This is a genomic window from Mobiluncus porci, from assembly GCF_009695935.1.
GTDB lineage: Bacteria > Actinomycetota > Actinomycetes > Actinomycetales > Actinomycetaceae > Mobiluncus > Mobiluncus porci.
Genome location: NZ_VUMY01000022.1, coordinates 15,859 through 36,245 on the forward strand (window position 1 = coordinate 15,859; position 20,387 = coordinate 36,245).

A 20,387-nucleotide genomic window follows, 5' to 3' on the forward strand; every position below is an offset into this window, starting at 1 on the left:
GACGTTATCCGGTTTCGCTTTGGGTGAGGCGCGGGGCTGTGAAAGAATACAGATATGGCTGAATTAGTAGCACCTGACTTTGTTCCTTCCGATATTCTTGACCACCCCCTTACTGAAGCACCCACCATCCCCGGCTGGAAGAAGATCGCGGCGGGAAAGGTTCGAGAAATCTTTATCCCCGAGAACGCTGCCGGAATCAAAAGCGCAGATAAGCTACTTCTCGTAGCCACCGACCGGATCTCGGCCTACGACTTTGTGCTGGACACCCCGATTCCCGGGAAGGGCGCCGTGCTGACCCAGCTCTCCCGCTGGTGGTTTGACCAGCTCTCCGGTGTGGTAGCGACCCACAATCTCGACGAGGATGTTCCCACGGAGGTGGCTGGTCGTGCCATGGTGACTCGTCGGCTCGAGATGTATCCTGTGGAATGCGTGGCGCGCGGCTATCTCACTGGCTCGGGACTTACTGAATACGAGGACCACGGCTCGGTTTGTGGGATTCCCTTGCCTCCGGGGCTGGTCGAGGCCTCCAAGCTCTCTGAACCGATTTTTACGCCGGCCATCAAGGCTGAGCTGGGTGAACACGATGAGAATGTCTCCGCTGATCGGATTGCGCAGCTCCACGGGCGTGCGGTCGCGAAAAATCTCACCGATTTGACCTTGTTGATTTACCGGAAAGCCGCGGAAATCGCCGCCGAGCGCGGGATTATCCTCGCGGACACGAAGTTCGAATTCGGCGCCGAACCGGGGATGGCGGTACGCGGAGAAAACGTGGCCGACGGAGCCAAGTCCTTTATTCTCGCCGACGAAGTTATCACTCCGGATTCCTCGCGGTTTTGGCCGGCAGATAAGTGGGTGGAAGGCAAGGTTACGCCAAGTTTTGACAAGCAGTTTGTGCGTGACTGGTTGACTTCTCCCGCTTCCGGTTGGGACCGCCGCGGAGAAACCAAACCTCCGGCTCTGCCCGCTGAGGTCGTGGCGCGCACCTCCGAGCGTTATCTGGAGGCGTACCGGATTTTGACGGGGAAGTCGTTGGTGTAGGCGCTGGCGGCGCTGCTAATCAACCCACTAATCTGTTAAAAAACTCAGCGAAACCCGTCGAGAACCGATATGATTTAAAACAGTTTAGAGTAAATAGGCGTGGGTCAAGAAGAGGAGCTAACTATGGCCGTGCTGACTATTGGGGACGAGTTTCCGGAATACGATTTCAAGGCAGTAGTCGGTGGTGTCTTGTCGGAACTGCCGGTGAGTAAGGAAGAAGACTTCTTCTGCCGCGTGCGCTCTGCTGATGTCAAAGCCGGGCAGTGGCGCCTTGTAGTCATGTGGCCGAAGGATTTCACGTTCGTTTGTCCCACCGAGCTCGCTGGAATCGCTGGAGTCTATGAGGATTTGCAAGAGCGCAACTGCGATGTGGTCGCGGTCAATACTGATTCGGAATACGTGCACCTCGCGTGGCGTTCGAAAGATGAGCTGCTGCGGGATATTCCGTTCCCCTTGGCGACCGATCCGGTGCATGACTTCTTGAAAGAGGCTGGGGTGTTGAACTCCGAAGGGGTGTGTGACCGTGCGTCTTTCTTAGTCGATCCGGACAATAAGATTCAGTTTGTTTCCGTGGATGCTGGCTCTGTTGGGCGTAACGCCGAGGAGCTCGTGCGCCAGCTTGATGCGTTGCAGTCCGGTGGGCTCACCTCTTGCGGGTGGCATCCGGGCGAGCCGACCCTCGATGTTTTCAAGGCGGCCACGAATCTTGTTTCTTTGAACCTCTAGTCTCTCCCCGCTAAATTTTGTAAACAATTCCGGAGGCTTTCCGCTGCGGCAGTGGTGGCTCTTCGTCGCTACGCCGGTGGGACGTTCGCGTAGGCAGCCTGTGGGTATTAGCAATCTCTTCGAGATTGCATACCCTCGGTCTTTCGGTTCGAGCTCAAGTAAGCTTGGCTTGACCTCACTCCCTTCGGGTATTAGCAATCTCTTCGAGATTGCATACCCTCGGTCTTTCGGTTCGAGCTCAAGCAAGCTTGGCTTGACCTCACTCCCTTCGGGTGCTCGTAGTTTTTCTTAGCAACTTGTTGCTTAGAAAAACAGAGCGGGACCCCACCGCGACGCAGGTCGAGAGCAATGCCGAGCTTGCTCGAGCATTGCCGAGACCAAGGAAGCGGCGCGCAATGCGAAGCATTGCAAGCACCAAGCTGCCGAGCGGTCGTCCCCCAAGCGACTCCGGACAACCGACTTGAGTGGTTGTGTTTACTGAATAGAACACATGTCTCGGATTGTGAGACGGGGCGTTTGGGGTGCGAGATAAAAATTGTAGTAAATTGATTGCGTCCTAATTGTTTACTAAAAGGAGCGTAATCATGCATCCTAAACTTGAAAAAGTATTACAGGAAACCGACCAGCGCAACCCCGGGGAACCGGAATTCTTGCAGGCTCTCACCGAAGTTATCGAATCCTTGGATCCGATTATTGAACGTCACCCCGAATACGCCGACTACGGCTTGTTGGAGCGTTTGACCGAACCGGAACGGCAGATTATTTTCCGCGTCCCGTGGGTCAACGACAAAGGCGAAGTCCAGGTCAACCGTGGTTATCGCGTCGAGTTCAACTCGGCGCTTGGCCCCTACAAGGGCGGCTTGCGCTTCCACAAGTCTGTAAACCGCAACATCATCAAGTTCCTTGGTTTTGAACAAATCTTTAAGAACGCTTTGACAAACCAAGGCATTGGTGGCGGTAAAGGAGGCTCTGACTTTGACCCGCACGGCAAGTCCGATAACGAAGTGATGCTCTTCTGCCAGTCCTTTATGACCGAGCTCTACCGCCACATCGGTCACATGACCGACGTCCCCGCTGGTGATATTGGCGTCGGCGGCCGCGAAATCGGCTACCTCTTCGGGCAATACAAGCGCTTGACCGGCGTTCACGAATCCGGCGTCTTGACAGGTAAGGGACTTGGCTGGGGCGGTTCCCTCGTCCGCACCGAAGCCACGGGTTACGGCCAGGTCATGTTCGCCCAGTTCATGGCAGAGGATCGCGGGGAATCCCTCGAGGGGCGTACCTGCACGGTTTCCGGTTCCGGTAACGTGGCGATTTACGCCATCGAGAAGGCGCAGCAAATGGGTGCCAAGCCCGTGACCTGCTCTGACTCCAACGGCTGGGTGTATGACAAGGACGGGATTGACCTCGACTTGTTGAAGGAAATCAAGGAGGTTAAGCGCGGCCGCGTCGCCGATTACGCCGCAGCTCGACCCTCCGCCGAGTTCCATGAAACTGGCAACGTTTGGTCAGTGCCCTGCGACGTGGCGCTGCCTTCCGCGACCCAAAACGAAATCAACGAAGAAGACGCCAAGACCTTGGTCAAGAACGGCTGCAAGTACGTGGCGGAAGGCGCGAACATGCCCTCCACCCCGCAGGCCATTGATGTGTTCCAAGGTGCTGGCGACGTGTCCTATGCTCCTGGTAAGGCTGCCAACGCTGGCGGCGTGGGCGTGTCGGCTCTCGAGATGGAACAAAACGCGTCTCGCGACAAGTGGACGTTTGAGTACACCGAGAAGAAACTTCACGACATGATGAAGGGAATTCACGATGACTGCCTCGCGACCGCAGAGGAATACGGCAAGCCGAAGGACTACGTCTACGGCGCGAATATCACCGGCTTCCGCCGCGTTGCCGACGCGATGCTCGCTCACGGCGTCGTCTGATCCTCTACCGAGAACCTGCAGAAGCTGAAGCATCTGGGGCCTCCGCTACGGCGGGGGTCCCAGAGCTTCCAGAAGCACTGGGACTAGCGGAGGCCGCGGGGCTCGGCGGGCGAGTCTCCTCGGCCCAGGCCTTCAACCCATTGAACAAAGCCGTCGCGTACTTATCCTGACCAGCATCTGACTTCATCAAAGTTGCATCGGCTGGATTGCGCATCTCCCCGAGCTCCACCATCACCGCGGGCACTTCCGAAAAATTCAACGTCGCCAGATCCGAACGCTTCCAGATTCCATCGGCAATCGGGCCGTTGCTTTGCGGGGTGAGTCCGCCGTTTTTCAAGGCCGTGACCAGGGCGGTCGCGAGCTTCGAGGCGGGCTCTTTCTGGGCATCGTTCAAGGGCGGCTCGGAAATCATCGCGAAGAAGCCGTGGACGCTCGTGTTGGTCGTGCCGTTGCCGTGAATCGAAACCATGACGTCGGCGCCGACCTTTTGCGGGAAAGCCCCGCGATCATTTACGCAAGGTCCGACCCCCACGTCTGAGTCGCGCGTCAAAACGACGGTGGCGCCCTCCACTTCGAGTTTGGTCTTTAACAAGTTGGCCACATTCCAATTGAACTCATGTTCCGAAAATCCGTCGGCCGCCGCGGTTCCGGTCGTGTTACAGGCCTGCTGTCCGCCGCGACCGTCATCCACATTTTGGCCAATCTGTTGCCAAGCCGCGGCGTTACCCCCGTTGTGACCCGGGTCAAGCACCACCTTCAGACCGTTCAAACCGCCGGTAGCGGTTGAGCCCACCTGATTGGTGGCATTGTCCTGGTTGCTGACAGAATCGGGGCTGTCTCCCGTTGGCACGTCAACGGGATCGCTGGGGGAGACTGTGACGGTAGGAGCAGGAGCGGGGCTGAGATTCATCCCCACGCCCACCCCGACGCCGACCCCGATTAGTGAGAGCAACACTGCAACCGCGATCATCGCGACGGGTGAAATCCCGTCGGCGCGGTAAGCCGACGCTGGGCGAGCCGCGGGGGCGGGCACCTCATCAACGCGGCGGAACCGCAGTTTTGTCGGTCCGTCGGGGGTCGCCGCGGAGACGCTTTTCCAGATTGTCGGCTGCGAGGGAGTGGGCTGCTCTCGCGGGGGTGTTTCGTCGGCATCGTCGGGGGCAGTATCGGAGGCAAAAAAGTCCAGGGCCGAGAAGTCTTCCTTTCTCGGGGTTTCTCTGGCGCCTACAGGTGGTTTGGGGGAGTTTGGCCGCGGTGAAGCGGGCAACTCAGCAAAGGCCTCTCCGGTGTCGTCTGTTTCGGGAACATCGTCCCATCCATTCATAAGACTTTGCCAGCCCTCGGAATGGGTCCGCTGTGATTGGTTCGAGGCGGTAGCGGGGGTGAATCTCGAATGCGGGTGGGTGCCTTCATCAAGGAGGGCGCCATAAGCCAGGCCATTGCCGGAATCGAAGCCTTGCCGTGGATCCGTCACCTCGTCGGCTCGGCTCGGTTCGCTGGCGCTCCACCTTGAGGCGCGGCGGGAATCCTCACGGCGAGACCCGCGTCCAAACCAAGAATTTGACCGCGAAGCCACGCTGGCTCTTGCTGAATCCTCTCGGGGAAGTTCCTCCGCGGAAACGCGAGCCGGCAGCGCCCCGCGAGCCCCCGCGGTCCCTCCCGCTCCCAGCGTGCCCCGCATCGCCTCGGGCAACTCCGGCGTAACTCCAGAGGCGAATCCATCCCTGTATCTGTCCGGCGCGTCAGGCCCGTCGGAATTCAACATATTCTGGGCGTTGGCGATCAGCGCGGCGATTCCCGGATTGTCCCCGTAAGGCAATTCGGGAGTTCGCTCCGACCCCGCGTTACCGGCCGCCTCGGCTGCTTGAGAAAATTCCTGGAAAAAGCCCGCGGCGTGGGCGTCAGTGGAACTTGGCGGGGGAGACGGTCGACGAGGGGTCTGACCCAGTTGGGCGGAGCGCGCCGGAGGCGCAGCAGTATAATCCTGGGTCGGTTCCCAGGTGTCAAAATCCTCACCCCACTTGGCCATTGTTGCGCTCTCCAGTCCTCAATCAGGGTTCATTTCTGGAAGGACTGGTAGCCTTGGCGGGCAATCTGGAAGGCCTCGCCAGTCATGGTGTTCCAGCATTCCGTGTAATCGTGGGTGGAGGTGCAGGCGAAATCGCCGGTGGTGATGGACTGGTCGTATTGAACCGCGCCACCGCTCGGGGCGTAGGCCTCTTTGGGCTGGCAGGAGACCTGCGGGGTGCCGTCGGTCAGCGTGACCTTCACGGAAGTCTCCGGTCCGCAACTTTCGATAGTGGCTTCGTGGTCTTTCAACATGCAGGTCAGCATGTCACCGCTCACGGCGCAAGACGTGTTTCCGGACAGGGTCGTGAGTGCCGGAGTCTCGATGGCTCCAGCCGGAGCGGGAGCCATTGGCTCTTTAGCGGTTTCGCTGGGCTTCGCGGATGGGTCTTGGCTGTTGGCTTTCGGATCAGTCGTTTGGCTGGTTTCATCACCGGGATTCTGGCTCGGGGTCTCGCTCGTCGAGTCATCGCGGGAACCGAGGAAGGCCATGATGAGGGCCACCGCTAGGGCGATGACCACAATGAGGAGGAACCCGAAAATGATCCACAGTATTGTGTTGGATTTTGGTTCTTCCTCTTCAAATTCTTGGTTATAGGCGGCGTTGGGATTGTTGAATCCGGCGGGCGCAATCACCGAGGTTTGATCCAATGCGGGCGGGGTGGCGGGGGGCGCTACGGGAGATGCGGCGGTCGCGGGGGTGAATGGTGTGGGGGTGCTTGGTCCGGAGCCCGGGGCATAGGAGGGGGGAAGCGCAGACGCGGCAGGGGTGGTGGCTGGTGCTGTTCCAGAGGGGGCGTCAGCGGCGGCTGCGGGGGTCGCGGCGGAGTCAGCCGCGGAGTTTGCTGAGGTCACGGCGGTGCCGGATAGCACGGTGGTTTCTTCGGGGTTATTATTCCCGAGAATTGAAGTTCGAGTCGGGGGAAACGCGGTAGTGTTTGCGGCAGCCTCGGCTGTTTCGGTTGAATCACTCGGATTTGTCTGGGGAGTGTCGCCGGTAGCGTCAGGCAAAGACTCAAGCGCTTCTGCCGCGAAAATCGGGCTGGCATCTGTGGAAGTGTCAGGGGAGTGTTCAGCACCGGCAACGTTGGAGGAATCGGAATTCACCAAGAGATCCGCGGGCAGAGCGACCGTGGGCATCGGCATGGCCGTTCCTGCCGCAAACATTTGTTGACGTTCCTGCAACGCCGCCATCACCTCAGGCTCATTCTTTCCGGCCAGCCAATCGAGCAGCCCCGTATAGGCGGCAGGATTCTTGGCAATGAGGGGGCGCAGTTCGGCATTGGTGGCAAGTTGTTGAAGCTCCAGACCGGGGGTGTTTGGGTTGGATGCCTTATTCTTCAACTCAGAAATATTGTCGCTCATGGGAATCCTTTCGCTACTTTGCCATTATTCCACAGACCCGCGGTTTCGCGCCGATTTTTTGATGGTTCCTTCCGGGATTAACTCGTGAACAAATCGACACAAGTGGGCATATCTGAAGTCTCGTGTCGAATTCTTCACGAGTTAATTCAGTTCCATACTGCCACGGAAGGTGAAATGGGGGAATCCAAGGCTCTGGATAGTCCTCGCGACTTCGGCCAAGGCAGCGGGAAATCCTTGAGATTGCGGGGTTTTATAGATTTTCGCGAACTCGGGTCTGGTCCCGTCCGGACGCGCCTCCTGAATCGCGAGAGTCTCCACCCCGCGACTGCGCAGTGTCTTGGCAATCTCCAGAGCGTTTTCGGGATTCGTATCTCGCGGGTCGTCTCCCGGATAGACCGTTAGTCTCACCTCGTAGTCTTGGAGTTGGCCAGCAAGGTGAGCCTCGAGGACGAGGTCAAGGGACTCCCAGGCTTTTTGACCTAAGGCTTGGTTGGCTAGGTGGGTTCCTTGGGGACCAGACTTTTCCAGTCCTGCGACCCATGAATAATTTTCCGGCAGCGCCTTGATATCAAGCCCAATCCAATCAAGAAGCACCTGGTCAAGGAGTTCCGCGAGTCGCTTCGGATAGGCTCCACCCGAGTGAAGGCCAATCTCAAAACCCAGTTCTCGTGCGCGCTGAGCCGCGGGGATTAGAGCCGCCTGCCTCGTGGGCTCACCGCCGGAAAACACCACTCCATCGAGCAGGCCTTGTCGTCTTGTGAGCAGCTCCCAGAGATCTTCCTCGGCGTATCCGCCGGTCATATGGGGGTCAATAATGGCAAAGTTTTGGCAGTAGCCGCAATTCCAGGGGCACCCCTGTAGAAACGCGGTGGCCACGAGTTTTCCGGGCCAATCCACGCTTGAAAACGGGGTTACTCCGGCAATATTGAGGCCGGTAAGGTCCTTATGCATGATTCTTCTTCAACGAGTATAGCCGACGGGTTGCGCCTGAAGGCGCTAGCGGTGTTTCGCCTCCAGGTGCTTGCGCACCTTAGACGAGTTTCGCCTAAAACGGCACATCGGTAGTTGGAACACTTCGTGTTCCCTGCCGCTTCCTTGACCTTAGCAATGCTCGAGCCAGCTCGGCATTGCGTTCGGTCTGCGTCGCGGTGCAGTTTTTTAACGGCTCCACGCTGTGACGCGCTGGCTTTTGCTCGCTTTGCTCGCTGCCAGCGCGCGCACTGTTGCGGGCCCCATATGGCTGAACTTTGTTCAGCCGACGGGCCCGCATTTTGGTCCTTCGGGGGTGTCGGTGACGGGAAGGCCACAGGATTCGAGAAGGTTACGAATCCCGTCAGCGCGTCCCCAATCCTTTTCGGCCTTGGCAGCAGTCCGGACCTCCAGCAGCCCTTTGATGAGCCCCTTTAATGAATCCTCATCAGCGCCTGCCTCGGAATCCTCCAGACTTGCACCTTCCGAGCCCCAGCCTGGATCCTTCGGATCAAGCCCCAACACATCCAACATCGCCCGTAACTGGAGAGCCTGGGCAGTCGCCGCAGCCTTATCGCCGCTGGCTAGAGCTGTATTGCCGGCTTTGACGGCGCGGTGCAGAGCGGGAAGCGCCCCCGGCACATTCAGGTCGTCATTCATGGCAGCCACGAAGTCCGCGGGGAGCTCTATCTCTTCGAGAGCACGTTGACGGACGAGATCGGGTTCTTCATCGCCGTAAGCGTTTAGGGGGATTTTGGCGGCTACGCCATTCGTCTCCGGCGTCTCGCTAGGCTCCGCGGAGGCAACCTTGATGAAACCGGAAAACTTCTCCCACAGATCCGCAGCCTGCACTAAAGAATCCTCGGAAAACTCCAGGTTAGTCCGGTAATGGGTGGCCACCACCGCCAACCGCACCACAGGCGCGGGCCACTTCGCCAAGAGGCGCCGCACCCCGACGACATTGCCGACTGACTTCGACATCTTCTCACCCTTCAAGGTGAGCCAGGCGTTGTGCATCCAATAGCGCGCAAAACCCCATCCGGCACCGTGAGACTGCGCCATTTCGTTCTCGTGGTGCGGGAAACGAAGATCCAGCCCGCCGCCGTGAATGTCGAATTCGTCGCCCAGATAAGCCTGGCTCATTGCCGAGCACTCCAGGTGCCAGCCCGGGCGTCCCCGTCCCCAGGGCGCCTCCCAAGACGCCGTCACCGGCTCGTCTTCCTTTGCTGCTTTCCACAGGGCGAAGTCACGTGGGTCGCGTTTTCCCGCTTCGGTCAACTCATCAACCTGGGACTCGTCCTCGGTCGAGGCGAGATCGTGGAGTCGCTGGTTGGTGAGCGCTCCGTAGTCCGGCAGGGACGTGACTGAAAAATACACGTTTCCTTTGCCGTCGTCATAGGCATGTCCACGATCCAAGAGACGTTGGACGAGGGCAATTTGCTGGGGGATATGGCCGGTGGCGTGCGGGGTGACATCGGGCGGGAGGGTGTTCAAGGCCCGATATGCCCAGTTGAATTCCCGCTCGAAGTGCGCCGCCAGCGCCCACCAAGCAATACCGGCTTCTGCGGACTTCTTCAAAATCTTGTCGTCAATGTCGGTGACATTGCGGACATACGTGACCTCGAGGCCGGAACGGCGCAACCAGCGCACCAGGACGTCGAAGTCCAGCGCGGCGCGGAGGTGACCGAGGTGCGGGGCGCCTTGGACTGTCGGGCCGCACAGATACAAGCCAACCCGTCCGTGACGTAGGGGTTCAAAATCACGCACCGCATGGGTGGCAGAGTCATAAATTTTCAGCGACATTTTCAACCAATCTTTGCAGGGGCTTCATCAACTATTATCCTCAAAAATTTCCAGGTCGTAAGCAAGAGTTATTTTCCTAGCCAATTCCTTCTCTTGTTCCTCAGACAAAGACCCAATGGGCTTATCGAGTAGCCTGGCCTCAATCGTTTGCACGTTGTCGAGCGAAACATAGGCATCACCGCCCAAACCATTAGACTTACCGACTTTGAGTTCACTGAGTCTTCCACTACTGGTTGAAACAATCGGAGCGACAGTAACGTATTTCAGAATTCTTCTCGCTCCACTTCTTGTCAGCACCAGCACTGGCCGAACCTTATCTAAAGGAACTTTGTATATTTGTCGCAAAAACATCACTCGCCACCAGGTATATCACGCGTTTTCATCCACTGGTGAAGGGATTTTTCTTCCTCAGTCTCTTCAGTGGTTCTAAGGATTTCCTCCTCACGTTCGTAAATCTCTTCCCGCCGGGCGCTGGCGAGTAGCCTTTCGATGAATTTGGCGCGGCTTTTCGCTCGTCCGGCCTTTACTTCGGCATCGATAAAAGCCACGGCCTCATCCGGGAGCCGCACCGCAATTTGAGTCGTCATACCTTAATGGTACCGCTTTGCATCCCAAACCGATACCGTTTTTACCATTGGGGAAGGGCCATTTTGGTAAAAATGAGTCAAAAGGCACGTCCCCATGACTCATTTTAGGCGCGGGCAGTGGAGACTTGGTAGAGGGCGATACCGGTGGCAACGGCGGCGTTCAAGGACTCCATGCGCGCGTCAATCGGAATAGACACAATCTGGTCGCAGGTGTCCCGCACGAGACGGCTCAAACCCTTACCTTCCGAGCCGGTCACGATGACAAGCGGCACGTCGGTCAACTCCAAGTTCGGCAAGTCCACGTCCCCGCCGCCATCGAGGCCAATCACGAAGGCTCCGGCGGCTTTAAGATCCTGGAGGGCACGAGTCAAGTTTCCGGCTTGCGCGACGGGAACAATCGCCGCAGCGCCCGCCGAAACTTTCCACACCGCCGCATTCACCGGCGCCGAGCGGTGTTCCGGAACGATGACGCCGTCCGCGCCGAAGGCGGCCGCGGAACGGAGGACTGCCCCGAGATTGTGGGGGTCGGTGACCTGGTCTAAAGCCACGAAAAGGGGGAGGTGGGGGCGGGGAGCTTCGTGAACCTTGGCTGGTTCAGCAGTGGCTTTGTTTTGCGCTCTATCCCACAATTCTATCACCTCGGCGTACTCATAGGGCGCAATTTCCACAGCAATCCCTTGATGAGCGCCCCCGCCCGTCAACCGATCCAAATCCGCGGAAGAAAACTCCTTCAAAGCCACTCCAGAAGCGGCCGCCTTCTCGACGACCTTCGAAAGACGAGCATCCTTCATGACGGTTGAGGCCACGAAAATCCGTTTGAACGGGACTTTCGCTGCTGCGGCCTCGGCTACGGGATTGCGGCCGTAAATGATTTCTGCGCCGGATTTTGAGGTGTGGGGCCGGTAGCTCTCCCGGGCGCTCGCGCGAGCCTTCACGCCTTCCTTGTGGGTGGCTTTCCGCTCGGCCTCGATTCGGTCGCGATAGGCCTGGTGATAGGTGCGTTCCGAGGCCTTCGGGGTCGGGCCTTTACCTTCGAGACGCTTGCGACCATGTCCACCCGTGCCCTTGCGCGGGCCGCCTTTTCTTGTTGCCATAGCCCAATCCTATCTGGTTATATACTGAGTGTACGACGTAACTCGTGCGAATTCGGGCATAGGTGGCAATAGTGGCAGCGATGCCCAAAATCTCACGAGCTACAGAACTGAGCCAGAGTATTAGAAATCAATTGGGGTCAGTTGCCGGTCTGTAATCCGTGGATCCAGAGCCGATATCCGGGGTGGCCTCGCCAGACGCGACCAGACCGCGTTCTTCGAGGTCAGAAAGCAAATCCCGCATCTCGGAACGGACAAAATCGCGGGTGGCCAGCTCGGACACGGCAAGCCGCAAAGCCGCAATCTCCCGCGTCAAATACTCGGTGTCAGCCAAGGTTCGCGCGGCCTGTTGCCGGTCTTGTTCGGCAATAACGCGGTCGCGGTCATCCTGGCGGTTTTGGGCAAACATAATCAGGGGAGCGGCATAGGACGCCTGGGTGGAAAAAGCCAGGTTCAACAAGATGAACGGATACGGATCCCAGCGGTTTCCCTCGCCTATAAACGCGGTCAAAACGAGATTGGAGGTAATCCAGATAATGACGAAAACGCTCATCCACATGATGAACCGAGAAGTACCCATGAAACGGGCAGTGGCCTCGGCAAAACGCGTGAATAGGGAGCGATCCTGGGCACCCATCTGGGTGCGGCGGCGGCGACCGAAAAGGCCGCGGCGGCCTTCGCTCGGAGTTTCGAGAGATTTTGCCATTATGCGCCTCCCTCTTTGACATTGTCGGCGAAGGCCTCGCGAGGACCAGCGGCAATGTTGCTGCCAGTGGCTCCGTCGCCCGCATCACCCTCAAATCCAGTATCACTTCCGCGTGGCTTCGTCTCTAACTTAGCCGACCCAGTCGCTCGTCCTGTCATGCCATCTACCGGCTCGTCACTCGGCGCACCCTCGGCATCATCCGAAGCCAGCCAGGCCGCCACATCGGTCTCGCCTTCTTCGCTGGACGCTTGCACTGCTTCCGCGACTGCCGCTGCCTCTGCCTCAGCGCGATCCTCCCAGCGCCAGTCCTCCGGCAGGAGGTGATCCAGCACGTCGTCAACCGAAACTGCTCCGAGCAAAGACCCGGAACTCGGCCCCACCACCGGCAGAGCTGTCAGGTTATAGGTTGCCAACGTTCTCGTCAGGTAATCCACGGTCTTATCCGGTGTCACGGCCTCAACATCCGTGTCAACAATGTTGCCGAGCTGGGTGTGGGGCGGCTCCCGCAGCGCGCGCTGGATATGCACCACCCCGATGAACTTGCCGGTCGGGGTCTCCAAGGGCGGGCGAGCCACCAGGGCGATTGCTGCCAACGCCGGCGGAATATCGCGCCGCTGCACGTGAGCCAGCATCGTCGCGACGGTGTCATCAGGAGCCAACACGACCGGTTCGGTGGTCATCAAACCGCCGGCGGTTTCCTCGTCGTAGGCGAGCAAGCGGCGCACGTCCTTGGCCTCATCCGGTTCCATCAACTCCAGCAGGTTCGCGGCCACATCGTGAGGTAGCTCCGCCACCAAGTCGGCGGCGTCATCAGGCTGCATCACGTCCAAAACGTCAGCGACCCGCTCCGGTTCCAAGGCGGAGACAATCTTGACCTGATCGTCTTCCTCCAATTCTTCCAAGACGTCAGCAAGGCGCCCGTCGGGAAGCTGGGAGGCAACTTCCAACATGCGGGTTTCCGGCAAATCATGGAGCGCCTCGGCCATATCGGCGGGCTTCATATCCCCGAGGTTCGCGAGCAAAGTATCGGCGGCCTGCCCGGAACTGCGTACTCCGAGACCTTGGACTTCTTCAATATCGACCGTGAGGGTTTCCCCAAGTCGGGAGCGGAACGGTCCGGGAATGAGGCGCGCGACATGCACCTTGGTGACGTGCCAGGTTCGGTCCCGCTGCTGTTCAATCGCCAAATCCAAGACCTGGGCTTTTCCCGAGCCATCAACCAAAGTCACCTCGCGGTCCAAAACTTCAGTAATAACGCAGGTCTCCAGCGGGCGCGCCGCGAATCGACGCAGGTTCACCAAGCCGGTCGTGATGACCGCGCCGGGTTTCATGGAAGTTACCCTGGTGATGGGAACGAAAACGCGATGCGACCTGGTGACTTCCACCACAAGCCCGATAGCAATCGGGTTGTGGCGGTGCAGCAGGACGACGACGTCATAGACTTTGCCGACCGGATCGCCGATGGGGTCGAATACGGTGGTTCCGCCGAGGCGTCCAATAAATACGCGCTGGGTTTCCTCGCTCTTGCTCACGAGTCAAGCCTACTCGGTCGGCTGGTAGAGTCCGCGCACGCGGGCGACGTCTTGGACAAAAACAATCCCGTTTCCGGGCTCCCCAAGTTTGAGATCGCTCGAGATGGTTTCCACGATTTCAGGAGCGGCCTTCTCCTCAGCTAGTACCAAGACGAGTTCCTTTTCGGGCTCGACGGTGATTCCGAAGAGCTTCGCGGTTTCGTGAACTCCGGAGCCGCGGCTGTTGATGATGGTGCCACCGTGTGATCCGGCTTTTACGGCCGCGTCAATCACCTTTTCGGCGTGACCTTTTTCCACAATCGTCATAATCGCTTGATACATCAGTTCTCCTTTTCCTGCTGTAATCCCTGCGGTGAAACAATGGGGTCGTACTTCTTCGTCCCATTTTTGGGACGATGAAGCACGCCCCCATCGTCCCACGGATCCGTGTGTTTGCGTTTTAGATTGGTTCGGATTCGGGAGCGCGCCTGGAACAGGACGCCCAACAGTTGGATGGCGACGGGTGGCAGGAGAGCCACCATCGAGATTAATCCTAACCCGTCCACGACCGGATCGGCGCCAGGGGTCCCCGCGGCGGCCCCTTGTGCAAAGGCCAAAACGAAGGTCGTCACCATCGGGCCGGGCGCGACTCCGCCGCCATCAAAGGCGAGCCCGCCAAAGAGCTCCGAACTCGCGAAAGTGAGACCCACCGCCACGAGATAGCCCGGCAACAACAGATGCCACAGTTCCAAACCGTTTACGACGAGGCGCAATGTTGACAAGAACACGGCGAGCCCGACTCCGAGCGCCATGGCTCCCATGACTGCTGCGCGCCGCACCGAGCCGGAAGTGACGTCTTGGACCTGCTCGGTCAAAACGTGGACTGCGGGTTCCGCCAAGACGGCCATCAGTCCGAGGATGAAAGCCACCGCGAGGAGGACGAGGGGGGTGTGGCGTTCCGTAAGGGTGAGCCCGATTTCGCGCCCCACATCCATGAAACCCCCGTTGGCTCCGGTTAGGAACAGCGTCAGCCCGAGGAAAGTCATGACGATGCCGCTCAAGATGCTGCGGCGGTGGCGCCGGTTCAATTTGAAAGACGCAAAGTTCCCAATCAGGAACAACACCAGGAGTGGGAGGAGGGCGAAGAACACGCTGCGGGCCTCGAGGGGAACGTGGTGGAGGAGCGGCGAAATCACGTGGGTCGTGTCGGGGGAGCGGGTGGCGGTGGTGTTCGGCAAAGCCCCGAGGTGTAGCGCCAACGTGGTGATTTGGAGGGCGAGAATCGCCCCGACACAGGCAATCGCGACGAGCCCGAAAGCGTCGGCCTCGGAGCGGGTCGAGTCGCGTTTCATTGCGGCAACTCCGGTTGCCAGCGCCAAGACGACCGGTACGGTGAGCGGGCCGGTGGTGGCTCCGGAGGCATCAAAGGCGATACCGAGGTATTCCTTTGGTGCCACCAGGGCGAGGAGCAACACGAGTCCGTAAGAGGCGAGCAGCACCCAGCGCAGCCGCCACCCGCGCAGAATTCTTACCATTCCGAGGCACAGCATGACCGCTAGACCGAGGGACACCACGAGGATCATCAAGGTGGAACTCACGATTCCGCGGGTCAAAGTGTTGACCTGACCGGCGTAGATGAGGATGTCCGGCTCGGCCATGGTGAGGAGGAATCCGAGAATAAAGGTTACTGCCATCACGACAGCGAAGCGTCCGGATTTCACGACTTCGCTGGCCATGATGCGCCCAATCGGGGCGATTCCGATATCAACCCCTAAGAGGAATAGCGACAGCCCGAGTATGACGATGACGGCACCGAGGACAAAGCGGGGCAGTAGAGTGCCTTCGAGCGGAACCAAGGTGAGGTGGAGGATGACGACGACCGCGGCGATGGGGACGACAGAAAACGTCGTCTCCTTCAGTTTCGCGGTTAGCGCGTTCATCAGTTACTCACCTTGGTAGAGGCCGGAAACGGCGACCACGTTTTGGACAAAGAGAATGCCGGTGTTGGGCTTTTCTAAGTCGAGGCGGTCCGCAATCGCCTCCTCGATTCGCCCCGACATCTCCCCAGGAGTGAGCATGAACACAATGTCTTTCTCCGGCTCAATCTCCATCCCGAGAACGAGTTCGGTTTGGGCTACCCCCGAGCCGCGACCAGCAATAACGGTTCCCCCGCGAGATCCGGCCGACTGAGCCGCCTCTACCACGTCCTCGGAGCGCCCGCGATCCACAATCGTGGTGAGGAGCTGCCACTTTGCTCCGGTGCCCGCTTCGTCGGCGGCGTCCTTGTTGCCCGCCGTACCCGCAGTCCCAGCCGTCTCCGCTCCGGCGACCGTCCCTGCCATGCCCGCTTCTCCAGATTCGCCCTTGCTGCCCCCGACATCCTCCACCGAAGGCCAGGCCTTGCCCGCATCTGTCCCGACGATTCCCTGCATCGCGACCGCAAAAGCAATCCCGCGGTTGGGCTTCTCGAAATGGAACCGCTTTGAAATCGCCTCCATGGCCTGGCGTGCGGTTGGGGTGTCGGCGCCCATGATGACAACCTCTTTGCGGGAATCCACCACTCCGATAGCGTTTAGCCACCTGTTGTTGACCGTACCGCGCCCGAGCATGACGGTTGCCCCGCGAATCCCCTGCGTTTTTGCCTCGGCGATAACCTTTGAAGCCATCTTTTCATTGACGACCACATAGAGCAGCACGGCGTCTTTGTGCCAATCTTTTTCAAGCATGGGTTCCCTTCCTTGTCTTTATGGAATAAATCAGACCGAGAATCTGGATGGCGATCAGTGGGGTCATCGCGACGGTGGCAATCACGCCGAGCCCGTCAATCACAACATTTGCTCCGGGGGTTCCCGCGGCGGCCCCTTGCGCAAAAGCCAAAACGAATGTCGCTGTCATCGGCCCGGACGCCACCCCGCCGGAGTCGAAAGCGATACCGGTGAAGAGCTCCGGAACGAAGAACATCATGGCAATCGCAATCACGTATCCCGGGAGCAAAATGTGCCACAACTCCAGGCCGGGGACGATAACCCTGGCGGTGGAGAGCATAACCGCGATCCCGACCCCGAGGGCGAGGGACACCATCACGGCGCGCCGCCCGACTGAACCGGAGGTGACGTCTTCGACTTGATCCATCAGGACATAGACGGCCGGTTCGGCGAGAATCGTCACGAGTCCGAGAACGAAAGCCACCGCGAGCAGCACCGCCGCGGGTCGTTCGGCGGCGAGGACCTGGCCGATGGTGCGCCCCACATCCATGAATCCGGCGTTGACGCCGGTCAGGAAGATGACGAGTCCGAGGTAGGAGAAGATAACCCCGAAAATAATCCCGCGCAGTTTGGTCCGTCCCACTTTGAAGAACCGCGCCACCAGTCCTACGAGGAAAGACCCGAGAATCGGGGTGAGTCCGAGCGCCACGTCGCGGAACTGGCGCGGGGCTTCGTGGGCGACCGCGGCGAGGGGGCCTAGGTCGGAGACTTCCGGGGCGGGAATGTCGCGGGGGATTTCCCCAAGTTGGAAGATGATGGCGGTGGCGAGGACGGCAATAATCGCCCCGACGGAGGCGATGGCGACGAGCCCGAAAGCGTCGGCTTCGGCGCGGGCGGAATCTTTTTTCATGGAGGAAACGCCAGCCGCCAGCGCGAGGATGAACGGCACTGTAAGGGCGCCGGTGGTCGCGCCGGAGGCGTCGAAACTGATGGCGAGGTATTCGGTGGGGGCGATGACGCCGAGGATGGCCACTAGGACATAGGAGGCCAGCAAGATGAACTTCAAGGGAATCGAGCGGATAATCCGGACCATGCCGATTGTGAGGAGGACGGCGATTCCGAGGCTCACCACCACGACGAGGAACATTTTGCCGAGCATCCCGCCGGTGACGGTTTCGACCTGGGTGGCGTAAATGTGCAGGTCGGGTTCAGCAATGGAGATGAACAAACCGAGTGCCAGCGTCGCGGAGATGACGACCGCGATTTTGCCGGAGTGGCCAATCGTGTGGCCGAGGAGCTGTCCAATCGGAGTCAACCCAATATCCACCCCGAGGAGAAACACCGCGAGCCCGATAACCAGTAGCGCAGTTCCAAGCGCGAAGCGCCCCGGCAAGGGTCCTTCCAGCGGAGCCAGGGTCACCGAAAGCACGATGACAATAGCCACAATGGGGGCAACAGAAAACAGGGTCTCCTTTAGTTTTTCCAGGGGTGTCATGAAATGTGTCAGCAAATCGGCTCCTCTCCCGGGGTCGGCACACAGCTACTTTATCAAACGCTTGTCTAGCAAATGGAGTCGCGGGAATATCTGCGAGCGGGCTTATTGATGCGATTTTGTGTCAAGCCATCTTCCGAGAGCTAGTTTTCGAGTTTCCTTATTTCGCTCCTGCCTTTAGGATTTTCATTAGTAAGTTGGAAATGGAGAGATGATTATGGCTAAACAAAAGCCGTTAGGTAACGGTGCCGAGGCAACTGACCGCGAGTCCGTGAAGGGATCAGGCTCGGCATCAAGCAGTGAAATCGTGGTTGAGCGCAGCGCTGCGAATGTGGCGACTCTGCGCGCTTTGGCGGTTTTGATAGTGCTGGTTCTTATCGTGATTGCCTTCTTCTTGGGTCGGGCGAGCGTGAATCCTGACACCAACGCCGGCGGGGCCGCGAACCCGAACGCGAGCGCGAGCGGCGCCACTAACGGAGCGGCCAACAATCCGGAAAAACAGCTCGTGGCTGACTTCGTGGCCCAAACCGGCCTTGTCCCGGGCCAAGATTTCTCCGCCTCACTAAGCGAAGAAAACGGGAAGAGTACCTTGGCGAAAGTCGCGGCCATGGTTGACACTCCGGAGCGCACCTTGGGGAAATCTAACGCCCCAGTCTCAATCACGGTTATGAGTGATTTCTCCTGCCCGATGTGTACTCAGTGGGAGACAAAAACCCTCCCGGGACTCCAGAAATACATTGATGACGGCACCGTGAAACTCCAGTGGTTCAACTTGGTGATTTTCGCCGAACAATACGGCTCCGACTTTGCGGCCCACGGCTCTATCGCCGCGGCTAATCAAGGGAAACTCTGGGATTTCGTCCACGCCGCCTATAACTCTGCGGGAGAAGGCAACCACGCGAACTATGACGCGGCCGCGGTTTTGGAAGTTGCGAAGACCGCAGGAATCCCCGACCTCGCCAAGTTCGAGGCGGACATGAATTCTGAAGCCGCCAAGGCTCAGGTCGACAAGGAATCCAACATGGCGCGCTCAGTCGGCGTGAACGGCACCCCCTTCTTCATCATCGGGGACTCGGTCATCTCCGGAGCTCTCCCGCTGGAATACTTCGAACGCACCATCCAGTTCCAGAAGTTTGCTGCCGAGAAAGCCTAGCGGGACTCTCGCGGGCGCGCGTTCGTCTCGCCTGCCCCGCCGCTGAGGAGCCCCGCCGCTTGTCGGGGGTACCTTCACCAGAGGGCTTGACGGTCGCGAGGTATCGAGACATGTCAACAAAGGGTCAGCCGGTTTTCTACGTTCTTCGAAAGGAGTGAGATTCTATGGGTTCGGTTTCTTTTGCCGTAGCCTACGTGGGCGGCTTATTGACCCTGTTTTCTCCCTGTTCCGCGCTCCTGATTCCCTCGTTTTTCGCCTATGCTTTCTCTTCGCGGGCGCGCCTGGCCTCGAGAATTATGGTGTTTTTCGCGGGGCTTTTGGCGGGGTTGCTGCCGCTCGGGGTGGCCCTTGGTGCGCTCGGGAATACCCTCAGCGCCAACCGCGCCACCATCACGTTTTGGGCGGGACTCGCAATCATCGCCTTCGGATTGTGGCAAGTCCTGGCTCTCCCCACGCCTTCGCTCTCCGGACTCAAACTAAGGTGGAAACGTTGGCGGAATCGGGGGAAGACCACACTTACTCTCGACAGTTCAAGGCCTAAAGATCACACCTCCCCCGTGGCGGTTTTCCTCCTGGGATTAACCTACGGGCTGGCCGCAACCGGATGCTCCGGCCCCATCACCGGCGCGATCTCCGCTTTCGCCATCAGCGGGGGAAGTCCGGTGACTGGCTTCTTCATCATGCTGTTCTTTGCTGCCGGAATGTTCACGCCGGTCGTGATTCTGGCGTTTTTCTGGGACAAGATCCCCTCTCGCTTCGTGACCCCGCGCGCCATCACCGTCTTCGGGCGCCCTTCCACGGTTGGAAACCTTATCTCCGGAGTGGTTTTCGTGATCCTCGGAGTGGTCATGGCGGTTTTCGGGGGCGGTGGACTGTCGAGTTCCCTGTTGAGTGTCTCCCAGCAACTCGCGCTCGAAAACGCGGCGATGCAGTTGCTGCGCGGGGTCCCGAACTGGCTCTTCATCGTCCTCGCGGTTTTGCTGGGTGCCTTGGTAGTGGTCTACCTCAAAGGTCGGCGCTCTCGTTAAGGACCTCCGGGTCCAAACCCAGGAGAATTCGGCCCGCACTGCCATTATGGCGGTGTCAGATGATGAGTGCAACGTTTTTTTGGAAGGGAGTTGAGCTCTTGGGTGGTAGGTGGTCTGGTTCGGCTGTGCGTGAGTATGCGTTGGAGTTGTTAGAGCTTGGGTGGACTGCGAAACAGGCGGCTTGTTTGCTTGGTTATGATCGTTGTTCTGTGACTGGCTGG

Annotated in this window: 18 protein-coding genes; 5 read left to right on the forward strand and 13 right to left on the reverse strand. The window is 59.0% G+C overall.

What is annotated here, in order from left to right; translation table 11 throughout:
* Positions 1–54 precede the first annotated feature (54 nt).
* From FYJ63_RS10045 to gdhA, 3 genes are all read left to right on the forward strand, one after another.
* The gene (locus FYJ63_RS10045) at positions 55–1,038 is read left to right on the forward strand and encodes a phosphoribosylaminoimidazolesuccinocarboxamide synthase (RefSeq protein ID WP_154546319.1); all 984 of its coding nucleotides are present in this window, start codon (positions 55–57) and stop codon (positions 1,036–1,038) included.
* Positions 1,039–1,161: 123 nt separating this feature from the next.
* Entirely contained in the window at positions 1,162–1,764 is a 603-nt protein-coding gene (locus FYJ63_RS10050; RefSeq protein WP_154546321.1) for a redoxin domain-containing protein, read from the forward strand.
* 584 nt (positions 1,765–2,348) lie between these two features.
* On the forward strand, positions 2,349–3,689 hold the full coding sequence (gene gdhA, locus FYJ63_RS10055; RefSeq protein ID WP_154546323.1) for an NADP-specific glutamate dehydrogenase: 1,341 nt from the start codon (positions 2,349–2,351) through the stop codon (positions 3,687–3,689).
* Positions 3,690–3,693: 4 nt separating this feature from the next.
* Here gdhA and FYJ63_RS10060 read toward each other — a convergent pair whose 3' ends face one another.
* The 13 genes from FYJ63_RS10060 to FYJ63_RS10120 all read right to left on the reverse strand — a co-directional run bounded on the left by FYJ63_RS10060 (position 3,694) and on the right by FYJ63_RS10120 (position 18,003).
* Entirely contained in the window at positions 3,694–5,718 is a 2,025-nt protein-coding gene (locus FYJ63_RS10060; protein ID WP_154546325.1) for an N-acetylmuramoyl-L-alanine amidase, read from the reverse strand.
* Positions 5,719–5,747: 29 nt separating this feature from the next.
* Positions 5,748–7,121, reverse strand: coding sequence for a variant leucine-rich repeat-containing protein (locus FYJ63_RS10065; protein WP_154546327.1), 1,374 nt, complete (start codon positions 7,119–7,121; stop codon positions 5,748–5,750).
* Between the two features lie 141 nt (positions 7,122–7,262).
* Positions 7,263–8,072, reverse strand: a complete 810-nt coding sequence (locus tag FYJ63_RS10070) for an anaerobic ribonucleoside-triphosphate reductase activating protein (RefSeq protein WP_154546329.1) — start codon at positions 8,070–8,072, stop codon at positions 7,263–7,265.
* A 300-nt stretch (positions 8,073–8,372) separates the two neighbouring features.
* Complete coding sequence (gene cysS, locus FYJ63_RS10075) at positions 8,373–9,887, reverse strand: cysteine--tRNA ligase (protein ID WP_154546353.1); 1,515 nt, start codon at positions 9,885–9,887, stop codon at positions 8,373–8,375.
* A gap of 33 nt (positions 9,888–9,920) precedes the next feature.
* Positions 9,921–10,244 (reverse strand): type II toxin-antitoxin system PemK/MazF family toxin, encoded by a 324-nt coding sequence (locus FYJ63_RS10080; RefSeq protein ID WP_268233727.1) that lies wholly within the window; start codon positions 10,242–10,244, stop codon positions 9,921–9,923.
* Positions 10,244–10,480 (reverse strand): ribbon-helix-helix domain-containing protein, encoded by a 237-nt coding sequence (locus tag FYJ63_RS10085; protein WP_154546331.1) that lies wholly within the window; start codon positions 10,478–10,480, stop codon positions 10,244–10,246. The genes FYJ63_RS10080 and FYJ63_RS10085 overlap by 1 nt, the downstream gene beginning before the upstream one ends.
* A 104-nt stretch (positions 10,481–10,584) precedes the next feature.
* Positions 10,585–11,574 carry a 23S rRNA (guanosine(2251)-2'-O)-methyltransferase RlmB gene (gene rlmB, locus FYJ63_RS10090; protein ID WP_154546333.1) on the reverse strand — a complete coding sequence of 330 codons (990 nt, stop codon included), beginning with the start codon at positions 11,572–11,574 and terminating at the stop codon, positions 10,585–10,587.
* A gap of 127 nt (positions 11,575–11,701) precedes the next feature.
* A complete protein-coding gene (locus tag FYJ63_RS10095; protein WP_154546335.1) occupies positions 11,702–12,277 on the reverse strand; it encodes a DUF1003 domain-containing protein in 576 nt (191 codons plus the stop codon).
* Entirely contained in the window at positions 12,277–13,809 is a 1,533-nt protein-coding gene (locus FYJ63_RS10100) for a magnesium transporter MgtE N-terminal domain-containing protein (RefSeq protein WP_287848272.1), read from the reverse strand. The genes FYJ63_RS10095 and FYJ63_RS10100 overlap by 1 nt, the downstream gene beginning before the upstream one ends.
* A 9-nt stretch (positions 13,810–13,818) precedes the next feature.
* Positions 13,819–14,130 (reverse strand): P-II family nitrogen regulator, encoded by a 312-nt coding sequence (locus tag FYJ63_RS10105; RefSeq protein ID WP_154546337.1) that lies wholly within the window; start codon positions 14,128–14,130, stop codon positions 13,819–13,821.
* Positions 14,130–15,728 (reverse strand): DUF1538 domain-containing protein, encoded by a 1,599-nt coding sequence (locus tag FYJ63_RS10110; RefSeq protein WP_154546339.1) that lies wholly within the window; start codon positions 15,726–15,728, stop codon positions 14,130–14,132. The genes FYJ63_RS10105 and FYJ63_RS10110 overlap by 1 nt, the downstream gene beginning before the upstream one ends.
* Positions 15,729–15,731: 3 nt before the next feature.
* The gene (locus tag FYJ63_RS10115) at positions 15,732–16,514 is read right to left on the reverse strand and encodes a P-II family nitrogen regulator (RefSeq protein ID WP_154546341.1); all 783 of its coding nucleotides are present in this window, start codon (positions 16,512–16,514) and stop codon (positions 15,732–15,734) included.
* Positions 16,507–18,003: a DUF1538 domain-containing protein gene (locus FYJ63_RS10120; protein WP_229770133.1), complete on the reverse strand. Its 1,497-nt coding sequence runs from the start codon at positions 18,001–18,003 to the stop codon at positions 16,507–16,509. Before FYJ63_RS10120 ends, FYJ63_RS10115 begins: the two co-directional genes overlap by 8 nt.
* 199 nt (positions 18,004–18,202) lie before the next feature.
* Here FYJ63_RS10120 and FYJ63_RS10125 point away from each other — a divergent pair, with 199 nt between their 5' ends.
* Together FYJ63_RS10125 and FYJ63_RS10130 are read left to right on the forward strand one after the other, a co-directional pair.
* On the forward strand, positions 18,203–19,138 hold the full coding sequence (locus FYJ63_RS10125; RefSeq protein ID WP_229770134.1) for a DsbA family protein: 936 nt from the start codon (positions 18,203–18,205) through the stop codon (positions 19,136–19,138).
* 164 nt (positions 19,139–19,302) lie between these two features.
* Complete coding sequence (locus FYJ63_RS10130) at positions 19,303–20,166, forward strand: cytochrome c biogenesis CcdA family protein (protein WP_154546345.1); 864 nt, start codon at positions 19,303–19,305, stop codon at positions 20,164–20,166.
* The last annotated feature ends 221 nt before the right edge of the window (positions 20,167–20,387 follow it).